Origin of the sequence: Limnohabitans sp. B9-3 (genome assembly GCF_002778325.1) — a bacterium.
Taxonomy (GTDB): domain Bacteria; phylum Pseudomonadota; class Gammaproteobacteria; order Burkholderiales; family Burkholderiaceae_C; genus Limnohabitans; species Limnohabitans kasalickyi.
On record NZ_NESI01000009.1, the window covers coordinates 132,419 to 152,091 of the forward strand.

Here is a 19,673-nt window from a genome sequence, read left to right on the forward strand (position 1 = left end):
GGTCAAGCCATGGCCATTCTTGGCCCTGAGGGCGTCTACCAAGTTTCACGGGTGTTGCCCGTGCAGCTCGACATGCGGACAACCTATGTGGATGCCCCTGTGGCGCGTGCGCTGGGCTTGCACGATGGCCAAGTGGTGCAGGCCACGGCTGCGCTGCGACAAGGCCAAATCAAGCTCACGCTCAACGACCAGGTGTTCAATTTACCGCTCTCGCCCTACATCAAAGAGGGGGACGTCTCGCAGTTGCGCGCGCAGCTCTTGCCCACAGGGCAGTGGACCTTGCAGCTCTTGCACACGGGGCGTTTTGCCGGTGTCGATCCCGTCACCGGTGCCCCCATCGCAGCGCCGCCTTCGCGGTTGAACACGCTGCTGCTCCAACCCGGTGGCTTCAGCGCGTTGATGACGTTGATGCAGCCAGGCATGTTGGAGAGTTTGTTGCCAGCAGGCAGCAGCGAGCTCAAAGAACGCATCAAAGCGCAGCGCTTGAGCATGGCCTCTTTGCAGCCGCAAACCCTGCGCCGCTTTGTGTTGCAAAGCGGCAAGAGTGGTGAGGCCAGTTTGGCCGAGGGCGCACCGGTTGAGTCAGATGTCAAAGCATTGCTGCGCCTCATCATGGCTGATCGCGCGCGCATGGGGGCCGTGGAAGGGGGCGACACCGAATCCTTGCAGCAGGCTGTCGATGAGGCGGAATCTGCCCAGTTGCAAGCCACACAAGACCGCCACAAGGGTGATTTGAACCTGGCCTTTGTCATTCCTTTCAAAGATGCCGACCCGGTAGAGATGCGCTTTGAGCGGCGCGGCCATCAGCCTGGCCAGCCTAAAAATCCCTTGGTGGTGAACATGCACACCCAAAGCCGTGTGTTAGGTGAGGTCTGGCTTAAAACCAGCATCAGCGATAACGCCAAGGTCGATCTGACCATGTGGGCGCTCAAAGAGGAAGTGGCTGCGCAGGCACGTTTTAATGCGAGCGAGCTCACTTATGAGCTTGAAAGTGCAGGCTTGGTGATGGGCAGTTTTCAGGTCTACAACGCGGCGCGTCCCGATGCCAAGGTGGACCGGCCACCACCACCACATGGTGCGTTGATCGACACCCAAGCTTGAGCGCACGCCATGTCTCAAAACAAGCCCTACACACAGCAAGCCGTTGCCCTGGAGTACGGTCGCAACAAAACGCCCACCGTCACCGCCAAAGGGGATGAGGAGCTGGCGCGTCGCATCGTCGAAGAAGCCAAACGTCAGGGGGTGTATGTGGCGCAAGACCCGCGTTTGCTGGCCATGCTGAGCCGTTTGGATGTGGGGCAAGAAATTCCGCAAGACATGTTCACCGCTGTGGCCGTGATTTTGTCGTGGGTGTACTGGCTCAAGGGCATGCAGCCCGGGGATGAGAAGGCGCGCGAAGCTTAAGACAGCTGCGCTTCAGGACTTAAGCGTCGCTGTAGCCGCGGCCGCGTCGAGAGCGGTTGAGTTTGCCGAGCCGGTCATAAATCTCGATCGAGCTGGCGGGGTCTTGCACTTGCAAGCTTTGTAAGGCGCCACGAATGGCGTCAATTTTTCGACCAATCAGCACTTCGTTGCGACGGTGCATGTCGCGGCACTGGGCCATTTGCTCCTTGAAGCCATCCCATTCAGGTCCCAAGGCGTCTGCCGACTCGGCATTTTGAATGCCAGCGAGTTGCACGAGTTGCATCAGCACGTCGTTTTTGACGGGTTGGGAAGCCTCGAAGGCATCCAAATCTTGCGCTTTCAGGTGCTCGAACTCCAGTTCCAGCATCTCTTGCAGCGTTTGCGCCAAAACCAAGGCTTGCTCCAGGGAGGAGGGCAAGGTGTCGGTGGCGGGTGTTGTCATATCGGTGGGAGGCCGATCAGTTCGAAATCATGCGTTCGAGCGCGACAAAGTTCTCGGCGATGCGGCGAGGGTTCACAGGGTAGTTGCCATCCTTGATCGCTTGCTTGATCGCTTCGACTTTGGAGCGGTCGAAGTCTGGCTGTGCCATGACCTTTTGCGCAACATTGCTCAGGCTCAATTTGTCTGCTCCAGCTGAAGGCTTTTCCAGCGTTGGTGTAGCTCCCGTGTCTGCCGCTTGCGTGGCATTGGGGCTTTTTTTGTCGACCTTATCGATGGCGCTGCGCAAGGTAGCGTTCGATGTGGCCATGCGTCCGTAATTCGAAATAGCGTCACTCATGATGATTTCTCCTTTTTCACAACACTTCAATCGACCCCAAATTCTAGAACTTGAGGCCAATTTTCAAAAATTTATCTCAATCTTGCTGCGTTAGGGCCAGTGATCACTGCAATCAAAGATCGACCCGACTCGCTGTTTTTCAAGCGGATTTGTTCACCTATTCCCCCATCTTGCAAAGATTCTGCGCGCATGGTGATCAAAAAACCTTGTCCCACGCCTGCCGTGACCTGCACTTCTTGCCCGCGCCTGACCAAAACTGCCGTTTTCACGTCGTAGGTTTTCAAGGGCGTGTTGGGTGTCAAGTCACGCGTCAACTCCATGTTGGCGATCAGCTTGGGGTCATTGATCAAAGCACTTTCCATGCCGGGTGCTGGCATTTCGGTGGCGGTGAACATGTCAGGCGTCAGCAGCGTGCCGCGTTTGAGCAGGTCTTTGGCCACCAACACTTTGTGCACCGCGGGGGCAGCCAAGCCATTGCGTGCCACTGGAGCGGGGCTGTTGCCCGAGTTCAGGGTGACGTAAAGCTGCCAAATCGGTTGGCCGCAGCGCACGCGCACCGAGGCTTGCCCCGGAAACGGTTGGTCAAATTGCAGGGTTTGTTGACAGCTTTGCACCGCAATGCGGTTGTCGATGGGCGCCACATGCACGGCACGCCCTTGGAATGAGGGGTTTGAGCTGGCCCACTGCTGGGCTTGGGTTTGCAACACCTCCAAGGCCGACGGGGCAGGGGCCGTATCGGCCGCAAACCCAAGGCTGGCGTGGCAAAGCACCCAAGCGATCACCCATCCCAACCACCGAGCGCTGAAGGCTGGGTGACTGTCGGTTTTGGTTAGGCACAGCAATTGCATGGTGAGTGGGGTCAGGTGTTGAAGTTTTGACATTTTTTTCAGACCTTCACCTTCTTGCAAGAACGAGACCAACTTTTAAAACCACCGTTAATCGGAACCGCCATGCGACTCGACCCGTCCTTTCAACCCCAGGTGAACACCACCGATATCAACGGCAAGTCACCGCTGCCCGTGGGGTCGCAGGCGTTCACGCGTGCGGCACCTGCATTCACACGCGCCATGTCGGGCGCATCAGGTGCTTTGGCGCCTGAGGGCCGTGCGCCGGCTTGGGACACCTCGGTTAAATCTGGGCAGACCTTGTCAGGCATCGTGCGCGAGCAAATGGCATCGCGTGGGGTCAACCTGTCCAACAACGATGCCCTGCGTTTGGCACAAACCGTGGCCCGCGCCAACAACTTGCCCAATGCCAACTTGATTCATCCGGGTCAACGCCTGAATTTGGAGAGTCTGAACTACAGCGTTGCGCAAGCGGGCGCGAGCAGTGCCCAATCGGTCAGCGCACCCAACGCGCAAAGCCCATTACAAAATACGGCAACTGCTTTTTATGCCGCTGCCAATTCAGTTCCCTCCGCCAGCCCTCTGTCGATCAGCACAGCGGCGGCGCTGTCGGCTCTCGCTGCCAATGCGGCACCTTCATCCTTATCGAACCCTTTCCAGGCCAATGCGGCAGCGCCCTTGACCTTGAACGGCGAGAGCTTCGCCACGCCCTTGGGCGCAGCATCGCTCGCGGGTACGGCACAAATTCAGTTGCTGTCGCGTGCCGATCGCAGCACGCACCCCGTACTTGAAAAAACCATTGCCCGCGCCGTCGACAAAGGCTTCATCCCCGCCGAAGAAAAACAAGCGGTGATGAACAAAATTGTGCAAATGTCGCAGCAACACAAGTTTGCGCCCGATGACTTTGCGCGCCTTAGCTTGATGGAGAGTGATGGCCTCAACCCCAAAGCCACCAACAACCGCTGCCACGGCATCATTCAGTTTTGCGATGGCCCCGACCGCGGCGCAGCCAGCGCCGGTTTTGGTGCCAACCCCAAGGCCATCTTGGGCCACAGCGTCTTGCAGCAGCTCGACATGGTGGGCAAATACTTTGACGACACGGGCCTCAAAAACAACGGCCCTGTCGGTTTGGACGATTTGTACTTGACCGTGCTCACGCCGGCCGCACGCAATGAAACCCGCCCCAACGCACCCTTGAATATCCCAGGCCGCCAAGCGGCTTATTTGCATGTCAACCGCGACGTGCGGGCCCCCATCACCCGCAACTCCATCGTCGCGGGCTTGCACCAAAACGCCAAAGAGCGCTTGGGCACCGACCTGGCCCAGCGCAGCAGCCCGCAAGCGGCCCGCTTGAGCGCGTACGCCACCCAAGCCGCCGTGACCCAAGTGGAATAACGCGGGGGGTGTTGCGCGAAGGGGAGCGGCAAAGTTTTGCCACCTGCACCGTCAAAACACCGTTGGCATGGCTCTTGCACTAATCGACCTGAGGCCTCATGACTTGAGGTCATGTGTCAATTAATCGGAGTCGATCTAGATCGGAGTGGTGCCATGAATCTTTTTTCAAATGCATTCGGAATTCATGAACGTGCGCTTGGCGTCAGAAGCCAGCGTATGGAAGTGCTCGCCCGCAACATCGCCAACGCCGACACACCGAATTACAAAGCGCAAGACGTTGATTTCAAAGCCATGCTCAAAGAAGTCAAGACCGAATATTTGACAGCGACCAATGAAAAGCATTTCGCTGGCATTCAAGAAGGCCCTGACAACGGCATGCGTTTTCGCACCCCGTTCAACAGTTCTTTTGATGGCAACACGGTCGAAATGAACGTCGAACAAGCCCAATACGGTAAGGCCGCCAGCGAGTACCAAGCCACCTTGCAATTTTTAGAAAACCGCATTGGCGGATTGCGCAAAGCTTTGCGCGGGGAGTAATGAATCATGAACCTTGACAACGTTTTTGGCATCGCCGGCACCGCGCTCAACGCGCAAACCGTGCGCATGAACACCACCGCCTCTAACTTGGCCAACGCCAACTCCGTGTCCGGCACAGAGGCTGAGGCCTACCGTGGCAAACGCCCGCTGTTCAAAGCCCTGATGCGCGAAGAGATGACCCATGCTGGCGCCCAATATGTGGGCGGCGTGAAGGTCGACCGCATCGTCGACGACCAAACACCCGTGCGCAAAACCTGGGACCCGGGCAACCCCTTGGCCGACAAAGAGGGCTACGTGTTTCATTCCAATGTGAACGAAATGTCCGAGATGGTCGACATGATGGCCGCCTCGCGCTCCTACCAAAACAACGTCGAAGTGGTGAACACCGCTCGACAGCTGATGTCGCGCACCCTCGACATCATCAAAAACTGATTGACAGCGCTTACTGGAGTTTTCTATGGCTATTTCTGACACCTCCTCCATGATGAGCTCCTTGCCGAGCAACATCTTGACCAGTGCGCAAAACAAGGCGCAGCAAGATGCCGCCAAAGCGGCGTCGTCGACCAACGCCATGGGCCAAAGCGCATTTCTCAAGCTCTTCACCACCCAGCTGACCAACCAAGACCCGACTGATCCCGTCAAAAACGAAGCCTTCGTGGCGCAGTTGGCGCAGTTCTCGCAGCTTGAAGCTTCGACCTCGATGAAATCCAGCTTGGAGTCGATGGTCTCCAGCATGAGCGGCGACCGCATGTTGGGCGCGGCCTCTTTGATTGGTAAAACCGTCACCGTGCCTGATGGTCCGGTGACTGTCACCGACACCACCGTGTCGCAAGGCATCATCAATTTACCCAGCGGTGCCGATGGCATCAAGCTGCAAGTCTTCAACGACAAAGGCATTTTGGTGCGCAGCCAAATCATGGGCGCGCAACCTGTGGGCAATGCCACTTTGGCGTGGGATGGCATGAACGATGGCGGTACCGCAGCCCCCAACGGCACCTACCGCTACGTGGCCACCGTCAACAGCGCCGGAAAAATGAGCACCCCCACCGTCAACACCTACGCCACCGTTCGTGGCGTGTCCAGCGCCACAGCCGGCGATGGCACCTTGTTGCTCGAAGTCGATGGCGGCAAAACCGTCAATTTGGCCGACGTCAAGCGCGTCGGTTCCTGATTGACCGATTGAACGATTTAAGAATTTCTCACTGGAGTTAACGCACCATGTCTTTTTATACCTCTCTGACCGGCTTGAACGCCGCCACCGCCCAGCTCGGCGTGACCGCCAACAACATTGCCAACGTGAGTACCGTGGGCTTCAAGCGCAGCCGCGCTGACTTTGGTGACATTTTTGCCACCTCGCCGTTGCAAAAAGCCTCCTCCACCATCGGTCAAGGTGTGTCGCTGAAAAAAGTGACCCAAGAATTCGGCCAAGGCAACATGACCTTCTCGTCCAACACCTTGGACTTGGCTATCAGCGGCGACGGTTTCTTTCCGCTCAAATCGCAAGACGGTTTTCAGGACATCTTCACGCGTAACGGCTCGTTCATGATGAACGACCAATACAACGTGGTGAACTCAGCAGGCCAGCGTTTGATGGCAGCGTCGGTGGACTCGTCCGGCAAAGCCAACTTGACCGACATGAACGTGCTGACCATTCCGCAAAAAACCACCGGCATGGCCACCCAAACCAGCAAAGTGCAACTGGGCTTGAACTTTCCAGCCGATGCACCGGTGATTACCTCAGCCTTCAACCGCAACGACGCCACCACTTACAACAAGAGCACGGCGTTGACTGTGTATGACGGCGGTGGTAACGGTTACTTGGCCACGGTCTACTACGTGAAGACCCAAAACGCGAGTCAAGAAACCCCGAACAACAAATGGCAAACCTTTGTGTATGTGGGCGATCAGTTGGTCGATGCATCGTTGCAGCAAGCCACCAACAAAACCGGTGACGTGATGTATGTCAACAAATACGGCGAACTCAAAGCTAAAGAAGATTTCAAAACGCCTGACGAAATTGCCGCTTTGAACAGCAGCTTTTCTAAAAAGACTTACAAGTTTTCGCTCGACCAATTGAACGACGTGCGCACTTCACAACCAGCTGCTGTGACAGGCGGCAGTGCCACAGGTTTGGGCACTGGCACCAACGATGGTATCGATTTCAATGTGTATTCAACTTACACAAAAGCAACGTTGGTGGCGCAACAAGGTTTGAGCTCTGCAACTTACGCCATGCCTGCGGCCACGAGCTATACCGCTGGCGATAAGTTTCAGGTGCAAATAAAAAATGGCACCCCCATTGAGATCACATCTGCAACAGCCTCATCGTTGCCTACGCCCAATGAGGTGGTTACTGCTTTGAATGCCAATACAGACTTTGCAAAGGACTATGTCGCCTCATTAGATAGCAGTGGCGCAGTGTTCTTGAACTCGAAAGCGCCAAATTCAGCCAACTCCCTAGCAACTGACGTCGCGATGAAGATCGTTCCAGCGACGGGTACTCCAAAGCCTGTGACTTCAACAGCAGGTTTGGCGCCGTTAGCTACGCCAAATACCTTATTGGCAGGTAAGAAAAGCTTTGAAGATTTGAAGGATTTGTTCAAAATCAACATCGACAATTCGATTGATCCCGTCTCTGTTGGTTTGGAGCGTTTGGCAGGCAAGGATGTCAAGCTCTCAGGCGCGCAAATCGCTGCCGAACTGACCAACGCGATCAACCGCGCATATGGCGACGAAAAACCCTTCAATTTCGACACCACCACCGGTGTCACCTTTTCGCTTCAGTTACCCCAAAAGCTGCCATCTACTGGCCCCAAATTGGACATCACCCTGAAAGGCGAAGGCAATTTGCGCTATGAAGATTTGGTGGCGAAGGTGCAGAGCCAAATCGACACGAAATTGGCTGTGGTGAATGCAGGCCAACCCACAGGTCAAAAATACGGAGTCACGGTGAGCTATGACACCAAAGCACAAAAGCTGGTGTTCAAGCCTGCGGGCAACGACAAAATTTCGGTGATGAGTGACCAAACCAGCATTCGCCCCACCAACGACCCCATCACACAAGGCGTGAACGACGATACCGTCGGTTTGACCTTGACACCCTCCGTTTCTGCGGCATCATTTCGCGCCTCCAATGACCAGCGCTTCGGTGCGACCGTCGAATACGACGCTGTGAAAGGCGGTTTTGTTTTCAAATCAGGGACCACGGGTGACGCGTCCAGCATCACCTTGAGCGACATCAAAGCGGGTAGTTTGGCCACCGTGAATGACCGTGGATTGGGCTTGACCGGTGACCCAGCCACGTATGCTGTGGGTCAATCCAAGATCGACGCCTTGCGTGGTATTGCTTCCAAACCCGCCGTCTTGAACGGCAATGCTTTGGCGGTGAACGTCGACAACAACTTTGCGGTCGACACCACCAACAACCAGTTCGTGGTTTCGGTCAACGGCGTGACGGGCACCGTGGTCGTTCCCCCCAAAGACACGTACACCCTCAGCACCTTCATGGAAGCGCTGCAAAGCGGCATCAACAATTTGCAAGGGCCTTCTGTGGATGGCGCCACACCCCAAACCGTGGACGGCGTGAAGGTGACGTATGACACCAAAACCAACGCCTTGAAGTTCACCACGGGCACGGCATCGACCAGCTCGTACATCAAAGTGACAGGTGACGCACGTTGGGGCTTGGACGGTTTGGATGCCAAGTTCGGCACCACCACCACTTGGATCAAACCCACCCCGTTCAAAGACGACAAAAACGCCACGGTCTACATCGACGGCTTCGGCAAAGAATCGTCCACCGCCACCGGTTTTGACAACTTGCCCGAATGGTCACCCGTTTACTTCGACAAAGGCGAGCTGACCTTTGACACGGCGGGTAACTTGGTGTCTCCCAAACAAGGTGCGCAACTCGACACCGTGTACCTGCCAAACGGTAAGGGCTCTTTGACGATCAACATCGATTACTCCAAGTCAACCCAGTTTGCCTCGCCTTACGCGGTGTTGTCGCAGTCACAAGACGGTGCACCTGAAGGTGACTTGGTGGGCCTCGCTGTCAAAGACGACGGTTTGGTCAATGCCAGCTACTCCAACGGCGCTCAAAAGTCGCTGGGCAAGGTGGTGTTGGTCAACTTCTCCAACCCGACCGGTTTGCGCCAGATTGGTGACACCAGCTACTACAAAACGTCTGATTCAGGCACGCCTAAGTACGGCGAAGCCGGTTCTGCTGGTTACGGCACGGTGCGCTCCGGTGCTACCGAGCGTGCGAACGTGGACTTGACGCAAGAACTGGTGGACTTGATCACCGAGCAGCGTAACTTCCAAGCCAACGCCAAAGCCATTGAGACCAGCACCTCGCTGACCTCGACCATCATTCAGATCCGTAACTAAGCGGACGCACTGAGAGCCTGACATGGATCGCTTAGCCTTTAACTCGACGGCCTCGATCAACGAGGAGCGCATTGCGCGTCACCAGTTGTCCAACGAGATCGCCAACGTGTCGACCATTGGTTTTAAGAAAACCTATGACGTCACCCTAGAGTCGCACAAAGCGGTGGGGCAGGGCTTTGACTCGCGCATTCAACCGCGCATGTACGCCAACGACCAAGTGCAACTCGACCCGGGACCTTTGATGGTCACGGGCCGAGATTTGGATGTGGCCTTCAACCGCAAAACTGTGTTGGGCGTCACCGCCAGCAATGGCGAGCTGGCGTTCACCCGCCGTGGCGACCTCAAGGTCAACGCCAGCGGCGTGTTGGAAACCGGCACGGGTCATCTGGTGCGCGGCCAAGACGGTGGGCCCATCACCGTGCCGCCCGGCTTTAAGTTGTCTTTTGGCAGCGACGGCAACCTGTACGCCACCGACCCTGCACAGCAAGGGGTCCCCCAGCAACAGGTGATTGCCCAGCTTTTGCTGCGCGATGCCAGCGCCACGCCCTTGAGCAAGCGCGAAGACGGCTTGTTCAAAGTTGTCGGGAAACCAGCTGGCACGGACTTTGCATCTGGTCTTGAGCCAGTTTCTTTGACACCGCAGGCCGTAGAAGGCAGCACCGTCAATCCAATGGCATCGATGGTCAAGCTGATTGAACAGAGCCGCTCGTTTGAGCACCAGGTTCGGGTCATGAAAGAAAGCAAGTCCAACGACGAGTCGGGCGCCTCCATGATGAAGGCGTCCTGAATTTGACAGTTTTAAAGGGAGCGATCAATCATGGACGCATCATTGTGGGTAGCCAAAACGGGTCTTGACGCGCAGCAAACGCGGATGAACGTCATCTCGAACAACTTGGCCAACGTGAACACGACCGGGTTTAAACGCGACCGAGCTGTCTTTGAAGACTTGCTGTACCAAAACATCAAGCAACCCGGTGGTCAAACCACCAACAACACCCAATCGCCGACCGGCTTCATGCTCGGTACGGGTGTGAAGATCAATGCCACTGAGAAGCTGCACATGCAGGGCAATTTGGTCAACAGCCAAGCGCCGCTGGACGTGGCCATCACGGGCGACGGGTACTTCCAAATTCAAATGCCAGACGGCACCACCACCTACTCGCGTGATGGCAACTTCAAGATCTCTAACACCGGTCAAATGGTCACCGCCTTGGGCTTTCCCATGGTGCCGGCCATCACCATTCCCAACAACGTCGCCAGTTTGACGATTGGCCGTGATGGCACGGTCAGCGCTGAGTTGGTGGCCGGTGGCGGCTCACAAAACATCGGTCAAATTCAAATTGCCCGCTTCGTCAATCCAAGTGGCTTGAAGCCCATTGGTAACAACTTGTACGAATCGTCGCAAGCCAGCGGTCAAGCGCAAATTTTGCAGCCCGGCCTCAACGGTGCAGGCACGTTGAACCAAGGTTCTCTGGAAGCATCCAACGTGAACGTGGTCGAAGAAATGGTCAACATGATCGAGACCCAACGCGCCTACGAGATCAACTCCAAAGCCGTCTCGGCTGTGGACGGCATGCTCAAGTACTTGAACCAAAACATGTGATGAGGTTCACCATGAAATTCCTGAGCTCACTCTCTCTCATCGCCTGTGTGGCCGCGCTGCAAGGCTGCGCCACCGAGCCGGTCGATTTGGTCCTCAAATCGTCACCCGACTTTGCCCCTGTCTATCCTTTGGCCTCAGACCGGCCAAAGATTGCCACCGGCGGCATTTACAACAACCGGCAAAGTGACGCTTGGTTTGGCCGTGGCCGCAATTACCAAGTGGGCGACATCATCACCGTGCTGCTCAATGAGTCCACGCAAGCGGCACGCACGCAAAACACCGACGTCAGCCGCGAATCTAAAAACTCCTTGCCATCCGGTTTCAGTACCCAAGTCGGCAAGATGTCGCCGTTTTTGAACGGCATCAACCTCAACGAGAACGCCAACACCAGCAAAGGCGCAGGCAAAGCCGACCAGCAAGCGTCCTTGGTGGGTTCGGTGGCCGTCACCGTGATTGAAATTTTGGCCAACGGCAACTTGATCATCCGTGGCGAGAAAAAACTAGGTCTCTCTGAAGGCACAGAAGTGATTCAAGTCTCTGGTGTCATTCGTCCTGAAGACGTGGGCCCGAACAGCACCGTGCAGTCACGCCGTTTGGCCAACGCCCAAATTGCTTACCGTGGTTCGGGCGATCTGGCCAACGCGACCAAAGCAGGTTGGGGCACCTCTGCCTTGCACAAATACTGGCCCTTCTGATCGAACGAGTACCCCATGTTGCGTCTTTCTCCTTTTTTCCGTCTCTGCGTCGCTAGCTTGAGTTTGCTTGCCGCGGGCAGCGCGTGCGCTGACCGTGTCAAAGACTTGGCCACGCTCGCCGCCCAACGCCCCAACCAATTGATTGGTTATGGCTTGGTGGTTGGCTTGCAAGGTACGGGCGACGACGCCTCGGTGCCGTTCACCACCCAAAGCATGAAAGCCATGCTCTCCCAAATGGGCGTGCGCATTGACGGCCCCTTGACCGACTTTGAACAAGCGGCCACGGCGGCGCGTGTGGACATCAAAAACACCGCTGCTGTGTTGGTCACCGCAGATTTGCCTGGCTTTGCCAAGCCCGGTCAGCGCATCGACATCAACGTGTCGTCCATCGGCAAAGCCACCAACTTGCGTGGCGGCAGCTTGATCATGACGGCCATGCGCGGTGTGGATGGCGAAATTTATGCCTTGGCGCAAGGTGCCTTGACCGCGACTGGCATTGACGCCAGCCAAGCCGGCTCCAAAGTCGCCATTGGTGTGCCCACCTCGGCCCGCATTCCTGGCGGCGCGATTGTGGAGCGCATTGTGGACACCCCGTTTGAGACCGCTGAAAACGTGATCTACAACATCCGTGAAAACGATTTCTCCACCACCACGGCCATTGTCAACGCGATCAATAAAAAATTTGGCGGTGATGTCGCACAAGCTTTGGATGGTGTTTCGGTATCGGTACGAGCCCCTAAAAACTTGAACCAACGTGTGTCGTTCATGAGCATGATCGAAGCTTTGGAAGTCACACCGGGCGAGCCCCCAGCGCGTGTGGTCATCAACTCACGCACCGGCACCGTGGTCATCAACCGCTCTGTGCGTGTGACAGCTGCTGCCGTCTCGCACGGCACCATCTCGGTCGCCATCACCGCGACCAACGAGGTTTCACAACCTAATGCGTTTGCGGGTGGCCAAACGGCTGAAGTGCAAAACGCCGAGATCAAAGTCAACGAGCCCAACAAGCCCATGTTCTTGTTCCAGCCGGGTGTGGAGCTGCGTCAAATTGTGGATGCGGTCAACCAAGTGGGTGCATCACCTTCGGCCTTGATCGCCATTCTTGAAGCCCTGAAAAGCTCTGGCAGCCTGCGCGCCGAGTTGGTCATCATCTAAAGAGCAATGACATGAGCAGCCCCGTCGACACCTCCACCACCCGGTCCTACTTGGACTTTTCGGGTCTGGGTGAGTTGCGTGGCCAAGCGCAGCAAAACCAAGAAAAAGCGCTGAAAGAATCAGCGCAACAATTTGAAGCGCTCTTCATCCAAATGATGATGAAGTCCATGCGCGAAGCCACCATGAAGGACGAAGACAACCAGTCCAGCGGTGTCGAAACCTTTGAAGGCATGTTTGACAAAGAAGTCTCCATGCAAATGGCCAAGCGCAGCGCCTTGGGCGTGGCCGACTACATGGCCAAAGCCGTCAAACAAAACCAGCCCAGCACCGCTGACATGCTCAAAGCACGCCAAGTCGGCGGCATGGTGTTGAACCCCAAAGAGCCTGCCTTGCCCATGAACGCAACGCCTGCGGCGAATCCGATGCAGTTCAAGACGCCTGTGATCAAGCCTTTGCATGACGCCAAGAAAATGCTTGGAGGTGGTTCATGAGTGACATGTTAGGCATCAGCGGCAACGCGATTGGCGCTTACCAACGTGCGTTGAGCACCGTCAGCAACAACATTGCCAACGTCAACACCGAAGGCTATTCGCGCCAAGACGCCGTCTTGAAAGACTCTGCGCCCAGAAAATCGGCCGGTATGTTTTTCGGCACCGGCGTGGAGCTGCAAACCGTCAAGCGTCAGTTTGATGCGTTTGCTGAATCGAACCTGCGTAACAGCACCAGCGATTTGGCCAGCCAAAAACCGATGGTGGAGTACACCAAGCGCGTGATGGACATCATGGGCGACAAAAGCGTGGGCCTGAGCTCGGCGTTGGACGACTTCTTCAACGCCGCCAGCAGCTTGTCGGCCGATCCCGCGTCCACCGTGTTGCGCACCACCTTCATGCGTAGTTCTGAAGGCGTGGCCTCACGCTTTGCTGAGCTGTCGGGGCAGCTCGATTTGGTGTCTACCGAAACCCGCCAAGCAGTGGAAAGCACAGCCACCCAAATCAACACCCTCACCAGCCAATTGGCCTTGGTGAACCAAGCCATGGCCAAAGCGCCTTCGGTTGAGTTGCAGCCGCCAGAGTTGTTGGACCGTCGTGATTTGTTATTGCGTCAGTTGTCTGATTTGGCGCGTGTCAAAACCAGCTTTAGCACCAACGGTGCGGTCACGGTCAGCATGGGCACCACCCTGACCCAAGGTCTGGTGGTCGACGGACAAAAGTCACGCCCTGTGGGCTTAGACCCTGCTGTCAAAGACCGCGTGAGCTTGGTGATCGACCCCTACGGCAACAGCGAGTCATTGGCCAGCGCCAGTGGTGGTCAATTGGGGGGTTACCAAAGTTTCATCAGCCAGGTGCTGGAGCCTGCCCAAAAGAATTTGAACTCGTTGGCCCAAACCTTCGTCAAAGAAACCAACGCAGTTCAGCAAAACGGCATCGATGGCTACGGCAAGATGGGCACCGATTTGTTTGCCATTGACCCTGCCGCGCCCCATGCTGCCGGTGGCATTCGCATGGCTTTGAACGATGCCTTGCGTGTGGCGACAGCAGCCCAGTTCCGCGTCAGCGAAAGCAACACCAATGTCAGCGCGACGCGTGCCACGGTTAAGTTCTCGGGTGCCACGCCTGCCACGCCTTTGAGCAATCCAGCCCTGGTGAACAACCCCAACGCCACAGCGGGCGTGACTTTCAAAGTCGAAGGCGCACGTTTGTTCACCCCCGTCACCACCTTGGCTGCAGGCGTGAAAGCGTCGTTCTATTTGGACGAAGCTGACAAAGGCCAGCAGCTGCAAGTAATGACTCGTGATGGGCGACAGTTGTTGGGTAAAGCCTTGAGCCTGGACGAAAAGTTCCAACTCATGTCGCCCAGTAATGGTTTTGTGCCTAACGCCTCTTACAGCGATGCTTATTTAAATAAGGCGGGGCCCGACGCTTACCGCAGTTTGAATTTGTTTTACGGCGCCAAAGCCACGGTCTTGTATGGGCAAACTTTTGATGCCAATGGCGTTTCGGCCAACACCACGCCTATGCCTGCCGTGCTCGAAACCGCACGCCTGCCGGGTGACGGTACCGCCATTGCAGCCGGAGCTTTGAAGCTCAACGGGGTGAAGCTGGGTGCACTAAATGCATCAGCAACGCCAACGGATGTCGCCGCTCTCATCAACCTAAGCTCTGGCTTGACCAACATTCGCGCCGAGGCGTACAGCGAAATTCGCGTCTCTGGCAGTCAGCTTGACTTCAAGCAGGCGCTCAAAATCAACGGACAAGTGATTCCAGCGGGTTACTCAGACATCAAGTCGTTGACAGAGGCTATCAACCTCAAGTTTGCAGGGGTGACTGATCTCGCGCTTAAGGTGAACGCGAACATCAGTCCTGCCGGTGAGTTGGTGTTGAGCAATGCCGCTGCGAGCCCCATTGAAATCAATTCCAATTTAGGCACCACCCAACCCGGCGCGAACGCGCTGAACCTGCAAGCCAGCACCTACAACGGCCAAGTCCGCATGGTGCAAGTGGTCCGTGATGTGAGCGTGCCCAGCACCGATGTCAACTTCACCAAGCCTTTGCAAATCAATGGCACTGCCATTTTTGGCGCCAACAGTGGCATCACCACTTTGCAAGGTGTGGTGGACAAGATCAATGATCAGAAAACGTTCACTGGCGTGCGCGCTGAAATTGACAGCAACCGCAACCTCAAGCTCATCACCCTGGACTCGGCTGGCACGTTGAACATCTCCGTCGGTCCGGGTAAAGCCGCCGATGGCACTTTCCAAGTCAACGCCTTGGGTTTAGAGCCCTTGGATTACGACGTGACGGCTCGCCTCAAACGCAAGCTTGCCTCAGACCCCACACAAACTGACATCCGCTTGTCGTTTGGCACCTACGGTGTGCCGCCTGACGAGCAAACGGGTGACCCGTCTGATTTGGGCAAGCTGGGGCTTCGTACGGGCGCTTTCATTGAAGGCGGCAGCCCCGACGATTTGCTGTTGTTCGTCACCGGCACGGGTACCGCGAAAGTGGCCACCAGCTTCACGGGACAGCCTGATGTGCCGCGTGACAGCCTGCGTAGCCAGACTTTGACCATCAAGTTCACGGCTGCTGACCGCTACAGCATCATTGACAGCAAGACCGGCACGGAGTTGGCCAGCCGTCAATACGACAACTCGGTGCTAGAGCCCGTGGTCGATTTCAATGGATTGCAAGTCAAGTTTGACCATGCTCCCAGCGTGGGAGACAGCTACCAAGTCGACGGTAACCAAGACGGCTTGGGCAACAACGTCAACATGCTCGACATGGTCGACCTCAACAAAAAGCCGGTGGTCAATGGCAAAACCTTGGCCAACAGCTACATCGACCAAATCAACAACGTGGGTAACTTGGCGCAACAAGCCACCATCACCCAGCAAGCGTTGACCGTGGTCAACGACCAAGCCATTGCCTCGCGCGACAAAATTTCGGGCGTCAACTTGGACGACGAAGCCGCCAACCTCATTCGCTTGCAACAGGCCTACCAAGCCAATGCCAAAGCGTTGCAAATCTCGGGTCAGTTGTTTGACGCGATTGTGCAAATTCGCTGATAGAGGCTCATCACTATGAAAATTTCAACCTCCCTCTACTTTGACCGCTCGACGCAGCAGTTGAGAACGGTGCAATCTAACTTGGCGAAAACGCAAGAGCAGTTGTCGACTGGAAAAAACATCGTCAAGCCCAGCGATGCACCTGACAAAGCCGCCTTGGTCACCCGTTTGCAATCTGAGCTGTCGCGTAACACCAGCTACCAAGACACCTTGAAGTCTGCCAACGTGCGTTTGACGTCGGAAGAAACCGCACTCAAAAACACCACCGATGTGTTGTATCGCATCAAAGAGCTGGCTGTGCAAGGTGCCAATGCGACCTTGAGCCCGCAAGACCGCCAGAGCGTGGCTTTGGAAATGAGGGGCTTGCGTGAGCAAATCATGAGCCTGGCCAACAGCCAAGACAGCAACGGTAACTTTTTGTTCTCGGGCAGCCGTACCGGACAGCCTGCCTTTGCGCAAGACGCTTCCGGTCGTGTGGTGTACCAAGGCGACCAATCGCGCATGAAAGTCAACGTTGGTGACAACCGTCGCATGAACCTCAATATGCCGGGTACCGACGCCTTTGTGCGCGTTACCCGCACCGATGCCAAAGGGACACAAACGGGCGTGGACTTCTTCCAATCGCTGGACGACTTGGCCAATGCGGTCAGTTCAGGCGACATGACCAAGGTTCAGCGTGGCATTGCGGAGGTGGACGGTTTGCAAAACGGCATCAGCAACGGCCTGGCCCAAGTGGGCTCCGACTTGTCGGTGGTGGACTTGCAAAACAGCGTGTTGGACGAAGTGGTGCTGCGCTTGAAAACCACCCAGTCCGACGTGGAAGACCTCGACTACACCTCGGCCATCACCAAAATGAACAAAGACCAACTCGCCTTGGAGGCCGCACAAAGCAGCTTCTCCAAGATCTCACAGCTGAGTTTGTTTAAGTACATGAACTAACGCGCTCAAGTTTGAGAACCTCGCACCGATCAAGTTTGAGTTAAGAAAGTTCACCTTCTATGGCCACCTCCGCTGTCAGCTCGACTTCCACCACGACAACGTCCACACTTTCTGCAAATAAAACCGCAGCCGCCGCGACGGCTGCCGCCAATAAGGCAGCGGCGCAAAAAATCCTCACCTCACTCAGCGCGGGTTCGGGGGTCGATACGGCTTCTTTGGCGCAAAACTTGGTGGATGCCGAGCAATTGCCCCAAGCCAACGCGATCAATGCCAAGATCACGAAAAACGACAGCAAGGTCAGTGGTATTTCAGCCGTCATGTTCATGATGTCAGAGCTGCAAACAGCCCTTACTGCTGTGAAAGACAGAGACAGTTTCAACACGGTCACCGCGGTCAACAGCAACACCGGGGCACTCAATGTCAGTGCGTCAAGTGCTGCTACGGCGGGCTCTCACACGGTGTCTGTGTCGGCGTTGTCCTCACCCCAGCGCAGCATCAGCACGGGTTTTGCCAGTGCTGATACATCGCTCAATGGCGGCAGCCCTTTTTCTTTGACCTTGACGGGCGCCAACACTGCAGGTTTATCAGTCGGAACCCCAAGCACGACAGCCACCTTTCAAGCCACCATTGCATCGCCCACCTTTGGAACCGCTGCATCGGTGACTGATTTTAAAAACTTTGCAGTGACGATCGACGGCAAGGCCTATAGCCTCACCCCAGCACCAGCCACTGCAACACTCAAAGATTTGGCTGCCAACCTTCAAAGCCAACTTCGTGCGATCGATGGTTCGAGTGATTTGAGTGTCACCGTTTCCGGCGGCACGGATTTGATGATTTCCTCGTTCACGACCAGCCGCGCGATCTCCAGCCCAGCGTTATCCAACGCCGTGGAAATTAACCTGGATAACGGCGCCTCGGTAGGAACATCGGGCACTTCAACCATCACAGGCGCGAGTTTTGGCGCTTACCCCAGCACATCAGATTTCAGTGCATTTAAAGTGACCATCGACGGCACACCCCGCAGCCTAGTGCCTGGACCTACAGCGCCTACTATGGAAGCTTTGGCAGCCAATTTGCAAATGCAATTGCGCACGCTGGACGCCTCGACTGACATCAGCGTGTCTTATTCTGGCTCGGAGTTGAAAGTTGTTTCAGCATCTGGACGCGCCATTGCGGGTACGTCATTGACGAAAACAAGCTATGACGACACGCCTGCCGGATTGGCAGCGGCTATCAACGCATCCAACCGTGGCTTTAAAGCGCAACTGGTGAACGATGGCGGCAGCTCATTGCCTTACAAACTCATGATCACGGGGGCCACTGGCTCAACAGAGGGTTTTTCACTCAGCAGCACGAGTTCAACCGCTCTGTCGTTTGCGACACCTTCAGGCTACACGGCCAGTGATGCCTTGCTTAACGTGGATGGCATCAGTTACCAGCGCAAGAGCAACACGATCACCGACATTGTTCCTGGCCTCACCTTGAATTTGAATGCAGCCAGCAGCACACCTGCCACGGTGTTGATTGCGCGTGACACGACCGATATCAAAACTAAGCTGGCATCGCTGGTCACGGCATACAACGATTTCAATGACATCGTTAACCAAACCACCGACCCGAAGTCAACCTTAGACACCTACGGCGCCACGTTGGTTGGCGACAGCACGGTGCGCATGGTTCGCCAGCAAATGCGTGCATTGATTTTTGGTGCTTCCAGCACGCCGGGGACGTCGATCAAGTCGCTCGGTGAGTTGGGCTACACGTTGGACCAAAAGGGTGTGCTGTCTTTAGATTCGTCAAAGCTGGACTCAGCGTTGACGAATAACTATGCGGATGTGATCAAGCTTTTCACGGGGGGGCACAACAAGCTGAGCGCATTTAGTTCGGCCCCTGCAGGTATTGCCGGCGATGCGGTCAAAAAAATCACGAGTTTGCTTGCTAAAACTGGCCCACTTACGACTAAGAGTGACAACGCGAATATAGAAAACACCAAATATCAGGCTCGGCTGGATAAGTTACAAGTCCGCATGGACGCTTTGTTGGTCAGGTATCAAAAGCAATTTGCTTCCATGGACAGCTTAGTGGGTAGTGTGAACAGTCAGAAAACAAGTTTGAAGTCAACCTTTGACGGCATGATGGCAGCCTATACCAATAAGTAATACTTTTTAAACAAAAAATCTGCAGCAGTGATGCGCAGAAAAAACTGTTGGATTGTGCAAACCCCGCTTATTTCTGGGGTTCTGGAGGGTGTCCCGAATTTTGTGTAAACGGAGCGAGTGTTAATTCGTCGGCATCCTTCCCTCAAACTGGATCGTAAATCGGTTCAGCACGGGCTTCCAGTTTTGCACCGGCATCGTCCACTTCTTGGCG

18 protein-coding genes are annotated in these 19,673 nt (G+C 55.8%); 15 read left to right on the forward strand and 3 right to left on the reverse strand.

All coding sequences use genetic code 11. The features are described 5' to 3' along the window. Window positions 1-9: 9 nt before the first annotated feature. Window positions 10-1,101 carry a hypothetical protein gene (locus B9Z42_RS14010; RefSeq protein ID WP_100134021.1) on the forward strand — a complete coding sequence of 364 codons (1,092 nt, stop codon included), beginning with the start codon at window positions 10-12 and terminating at the stop codon, window positions 1,099-1,101. 9 nt (window positions 1,102-1,110) lie between these two features. Further along, window positions 1,111-1,404 carry an EscU/YscU/HrcU family type III secretion system export apparatus switch protein gene (locus B9Z42_RS14015; protein ID WP_100134022.1) on the forward strand — a complete coding sequence of 98 codons (294 nt, stop codon included), beginning with the start codon at window positions 1,111-1,113 and terminating at the stop codon, window positions 1,402-1,404. 19 nt (window positions 1,405-1,423) lie between these two features. Here the strand turns inward: B9Z42_RS14015 and flgN are convergent, their stop codons facing one another. The 3 genes from flgN to flgA form a co-directional block, all read right to left on the reverse strand. Further along, on the reverse strand, window positions 1,424-1,846 hold the full coding sequence (flgN, locus tag B9Z42_RS14020) for a flagellar export chaperone FlgN (protein ID WP_100134023.1): 423 nt from the start codon (window positions 1,844-1,846) through the stop codon (window positions 1,424-1,426). Window positions 1,847-1,862: 16 nt separating this feature from the next. Beyond that, window positions 1,863-2,183, reverse strand: coding sequence for a flagellar biosynthesis anti-sigma factor FlgM (flgM, locus tag B9Z42_RS14025; RefSeq protein ID WP_233203654.1), 321 nt, complete (start codon window positions 2,181-2,183; stop codon window positions 1,863-1,865). Between the two features lie 71 nt (window positions 2,184-2,254). Further along, window positions 2,255-3,064, reverse strand: a complete 810-nt coding sequence (flgA, locus tag B9Z42_RS14030; RefSeq protein WP_143474099.1) for a flagellar basal body P-ring formation chaperone FlgA — start codon at window positions 3,062-3,064, stop codon at window positions 2,255-2,257. A 69-nt stretch (window positions 3,065-3,133) separates the two neighbouring features. On the opposite strand from flgA, the gene B9Z42_RS14035 reads away from it, so the two are divergent. The 13 genes from B9Z42_RS14035 (at window position 3,134) to fliD (ending at window position 19,462) form a co-directional block, all read left to right on the forward strand. After that, the gene (locus B9Z42_RS14035; protein WP_100134026.1) at window positions 3,134-4,423 is read left to right on the forward strand and encodes a LysM domain-containing protein; all 1,290 of its coding nucleotides are present in this window, start codon (window positions 3,134-3,136) and stop codon (window positions 4,421-4,423) included. A gap of 153 nt (window positions 4,424-4,576) precedes the next feature. Then, entirely contained in the window at window positions 4,577-4,960 is a 384-nt protein-coding gene (gene flgB / locus B9Z42_RS14040; RefSeq protein ID WP_100134027.1) for a flagellar basal body rod protein FlgB, read from the forward strand. Between the two features lie 6 nt (window positions 4,961-4,966). After that, window positions 4,967-5,392 carry a flagellar basal body rod protein FlgC gene (gene flgC / locus B9Z42_RS14045; protein ID WP_100134028.1) on the forward strand — a complete coding sequence of 142 codons (426 nt, stop codon included), beginning with the start codon at window positions 4,967-4,969 and terminating at the stop codon, window positions 5,390-5,392. Window positions 5,393-5,417: 25 nt separating this feature from the next. Further along, complete coding sequence (locus B9Z42_RS14050; RefSeq protein ID WP_100134029.1) at window positions 5,418-6,131, forward strand: flagellar hook assembly protein FlgD; 714 nt, start codon at window positions 5,418-5,420, stop codon at window positions 6,129-6,131. A gap of 47 nt (window positions 6,132-6,178) precedes the next feature. After that, window positions 6,179-9,349, forward strand: coding sequence for a flagellar hook-basal body complex protein (locus B9Z42_RS14055; RefSeq protein ID WP_100134030.1), 3,171 nt, complete (start codon window positions 6,179-6,181; stop codon window positions 9,347-9,349). Window positions 9,350-9,371: 22 nt separating this feature from the next. Continuing rightward, the gene (locus tag B9Z42_RS14060; protein WP_100134031.1) at window positions 9,372-10,136 is read left to right on the forward strand and encodes a flagellar basal body rod C-terminal domain-containing protein; all 765 of its coding nucleotides are present in this window, start codon (window positions 9,372-9,374) and stop codon (window positions 10,134-10,136) included. 30 nt (window positions 10,137-10,166) lie between these two features. Continuing rightward, the gene (gene flgG / locus B9Z42_RS14065) at window positions 10,167-10,952 is read left to right on the forward strand and encodes a flagellar basal-body rod protein FlgG (protein ID WP_100134032.1); all 786 of its coding nucleotides are present in this window, start codon (window positions 10,167-10,169) and stop codon (window positions 10,950-10,952) included. A gap of 11 nt (window positions 10,953-10,963) precedes the next feature. Further along, complete coding sequence (locus tag B9Z42_RS14070; RefSeq protein WP_233203656.1) at window positions 10,964-11,647, forward strand: flagellar basal body L-ring protein FlgH; 684 nt, start codon at window positions 10,964-10,966, stop codon at window positions 11,645-11,647. A 15-nt stretch (window positions 11,648-11,662) separates the two neighbouring features. Beyond that, a complete protein-coding gene (locus B9Z42_RS14075) occupies window positions 11,663-12,802 on the forward strand; it encodes a flagellar basal body P-ring protein FlgI (RefSeq protein WP_100134034.1) in 1,140 nt (379 codons plus the stop codon). An 11-nt stretch (window positions 12,803-12,813) separates the two neighbouring features. After that, window positions 12,814-13,293, forward strand: coding sequence for a rod-binding protein (locus B9Z42_RS14080; protein ID WP_100134035.1), 480 nt, complete (start codon window positions 12,814-12,816; stop codon window positions 13,291-13,293). Continuing rightward, window positions 13,290-16,364, forward strand: a complete 3,075-nt coding sequence (gene flgK, locus B9Z42_RS14085) for a flagellar hook-associated protein FlgK (RefSeq protein ID WP_100134036.1) — start codon at window positions 13,290-13,292, stop codon at window positions 16,362-16,364. Before B9Z42_RS14080 ends, flgK begins: the two co-directional genes overlap by 4 nt. 15 nt (window positions 16,365-16,379) lie before the next feature. Then, a complete protein-coding gene (flgL, locus tag B9Z42_RS14090) occupies window positions 16,380-17,303 on the forward strand; it encodes a flagellar hook-associated protein FlgL (RefSeq protein WP_100134037.1) in 924 nt (307 codons plus the stop codon). 59 nt (window positions 17,304-17,362) lie between these two features. Further along, window positions 17,363-19,462, forward strand: a complete 2,100-nt coding sequence (gene fliD, locus B9Z42_RS14095) for a flagellar filament capping protein FliD (protein WP_100134038.1) — start codon at window positions 17,363-17,365, stop codon at window positions 19,460-19,462. The last annotated feature ends 211 nt before the right edge of the window (window positions 19,463-19,673 follow it).

Excerpts from the sequence above, each read along its gene's own strand:
- flgL (WP_100134037.1), top strand. The coding sequence starts at position 16,380 with ATGAAAATTTCAACCTCCCTCTACTTTGACCGCTCGACGCAGCAGTTG.
- B9Z42_RS14070 (WP_233203656.1), top strand. The coding sequence starts at position 10,964 with ATGAAATTCCTGAGCTCACTCTCTCTCATCGCCTGTGTGGCCGCGCTG.
- B9Z42_RS14050 (WP_100134029.1), top strand. The coding sequence starts at position 5,418 with ATGGCTATTTCTGACACCTCCTCCATGATGAGCTCCTTGCCGAGCAAC.
- B9Z42_RS14060 (WP_100134031.1), top strand. The coding sequence starts at position 9,372 with ATGGATCGCTTAGCCTTTAACTCGACGGCCTCGATCAACGAGGAGCGC.
- B9Z42_RS14075 (WP_100134034.1), top strand. The coding sequence starts at position 11,663 with ATGTTGCGTCTTTCTCCTTTTTTCCGTCTCTGCGTCGCTAGCTTGAGT.
- flgA (WP_143474099.1), bottom strand. The coding sequence starts at position 3,064 with ATGTCAAAACTTCAACACCTGACCCCACTCACCATGCAATTGCTGTGC.
- B9Z42_RS14015 (WP_100134022.1), top strand. The coding sequence starts at position 1,111 with ATGTCTCAAAACAAGCCCTACACACAGCAAGCCGTTGCCCTGGAGTAC.
- B9Z42_RS14010 (WP_100134021.1), top strand. The coding sequence starts at position 10 with ATGGCCATTCTTGGCCCTGAGGGCGTCTACCAAGTTTCACGGGTGTTG.
- B9Z42_RS14055 (WP_100134030.1), top strand. The coding sequence starts at position 6,179 with ATGTCTTTTTATACCTCTCTGACCGGCTTGAACGCCGCCACCGCCCAG.
- flgK (WP_100134036.1), top strand. The coding sequence starts at position 13,290 with ATGAGTGACATGTTAGGCATCAGCGGCAACGCGATTGGCGCTTACCAA.
- flgG (WP_100134032.1), top strand. The coding sequence starts at position 10,167 with ATGGACGCATCATTGTGGGTAGCCAAAACGGGTCTTGACGCGCAGCAA.
- flgM (WP_233203654.1), bottom strand. The coding sequence starts at position 2,183 with ATGAGTGACGCTATTTCGAATTACGGACGCATGGCCACATCGAACGCT.
- fliD (WP_100134038.1), top strand. The coding sequence starts at position 17,363 with ATGGCCACCTCCGCTGTCAGCTCGACTTCCACCACGACAACGTCCACA.
- flgB (WP_100134027.1), top strand. The coding sequence starts at position 4,577 with ATGAATCTTTTTTCAAATGCATTCGGAATTCATGAACGTGCGCTTGGC.
- B9Z42_RS14035 (WP_100134026.1), top strand. The coding sequence starts at position 3,134 with ATGCGACTCGACCCGTCCTTTCAACCCCAGGTGAACACCACCGATATC.
- flgN (WP_100134023.1), bottom strand. The coding sequence starts at position 1,846 with ATGACAACACCCGCCACCGACACCTTGCCCTCCTCCCTGGAGCAAGCC.
- flgC (WP_100134028.1), top strand. The coding sequence starts at position 4,967 with ATGAACCTTGACAACGTTTTTGGCATCGCCGGCACCGCGCTCAACGCG.
- B9Z42_RS14080 (WP_100134035.1), top strand. The coding sequence starts at position 12,814 with ATGAGCAGCCCCGTCGACACCTCCACCACCCGGTCCTACTTGGACTTT.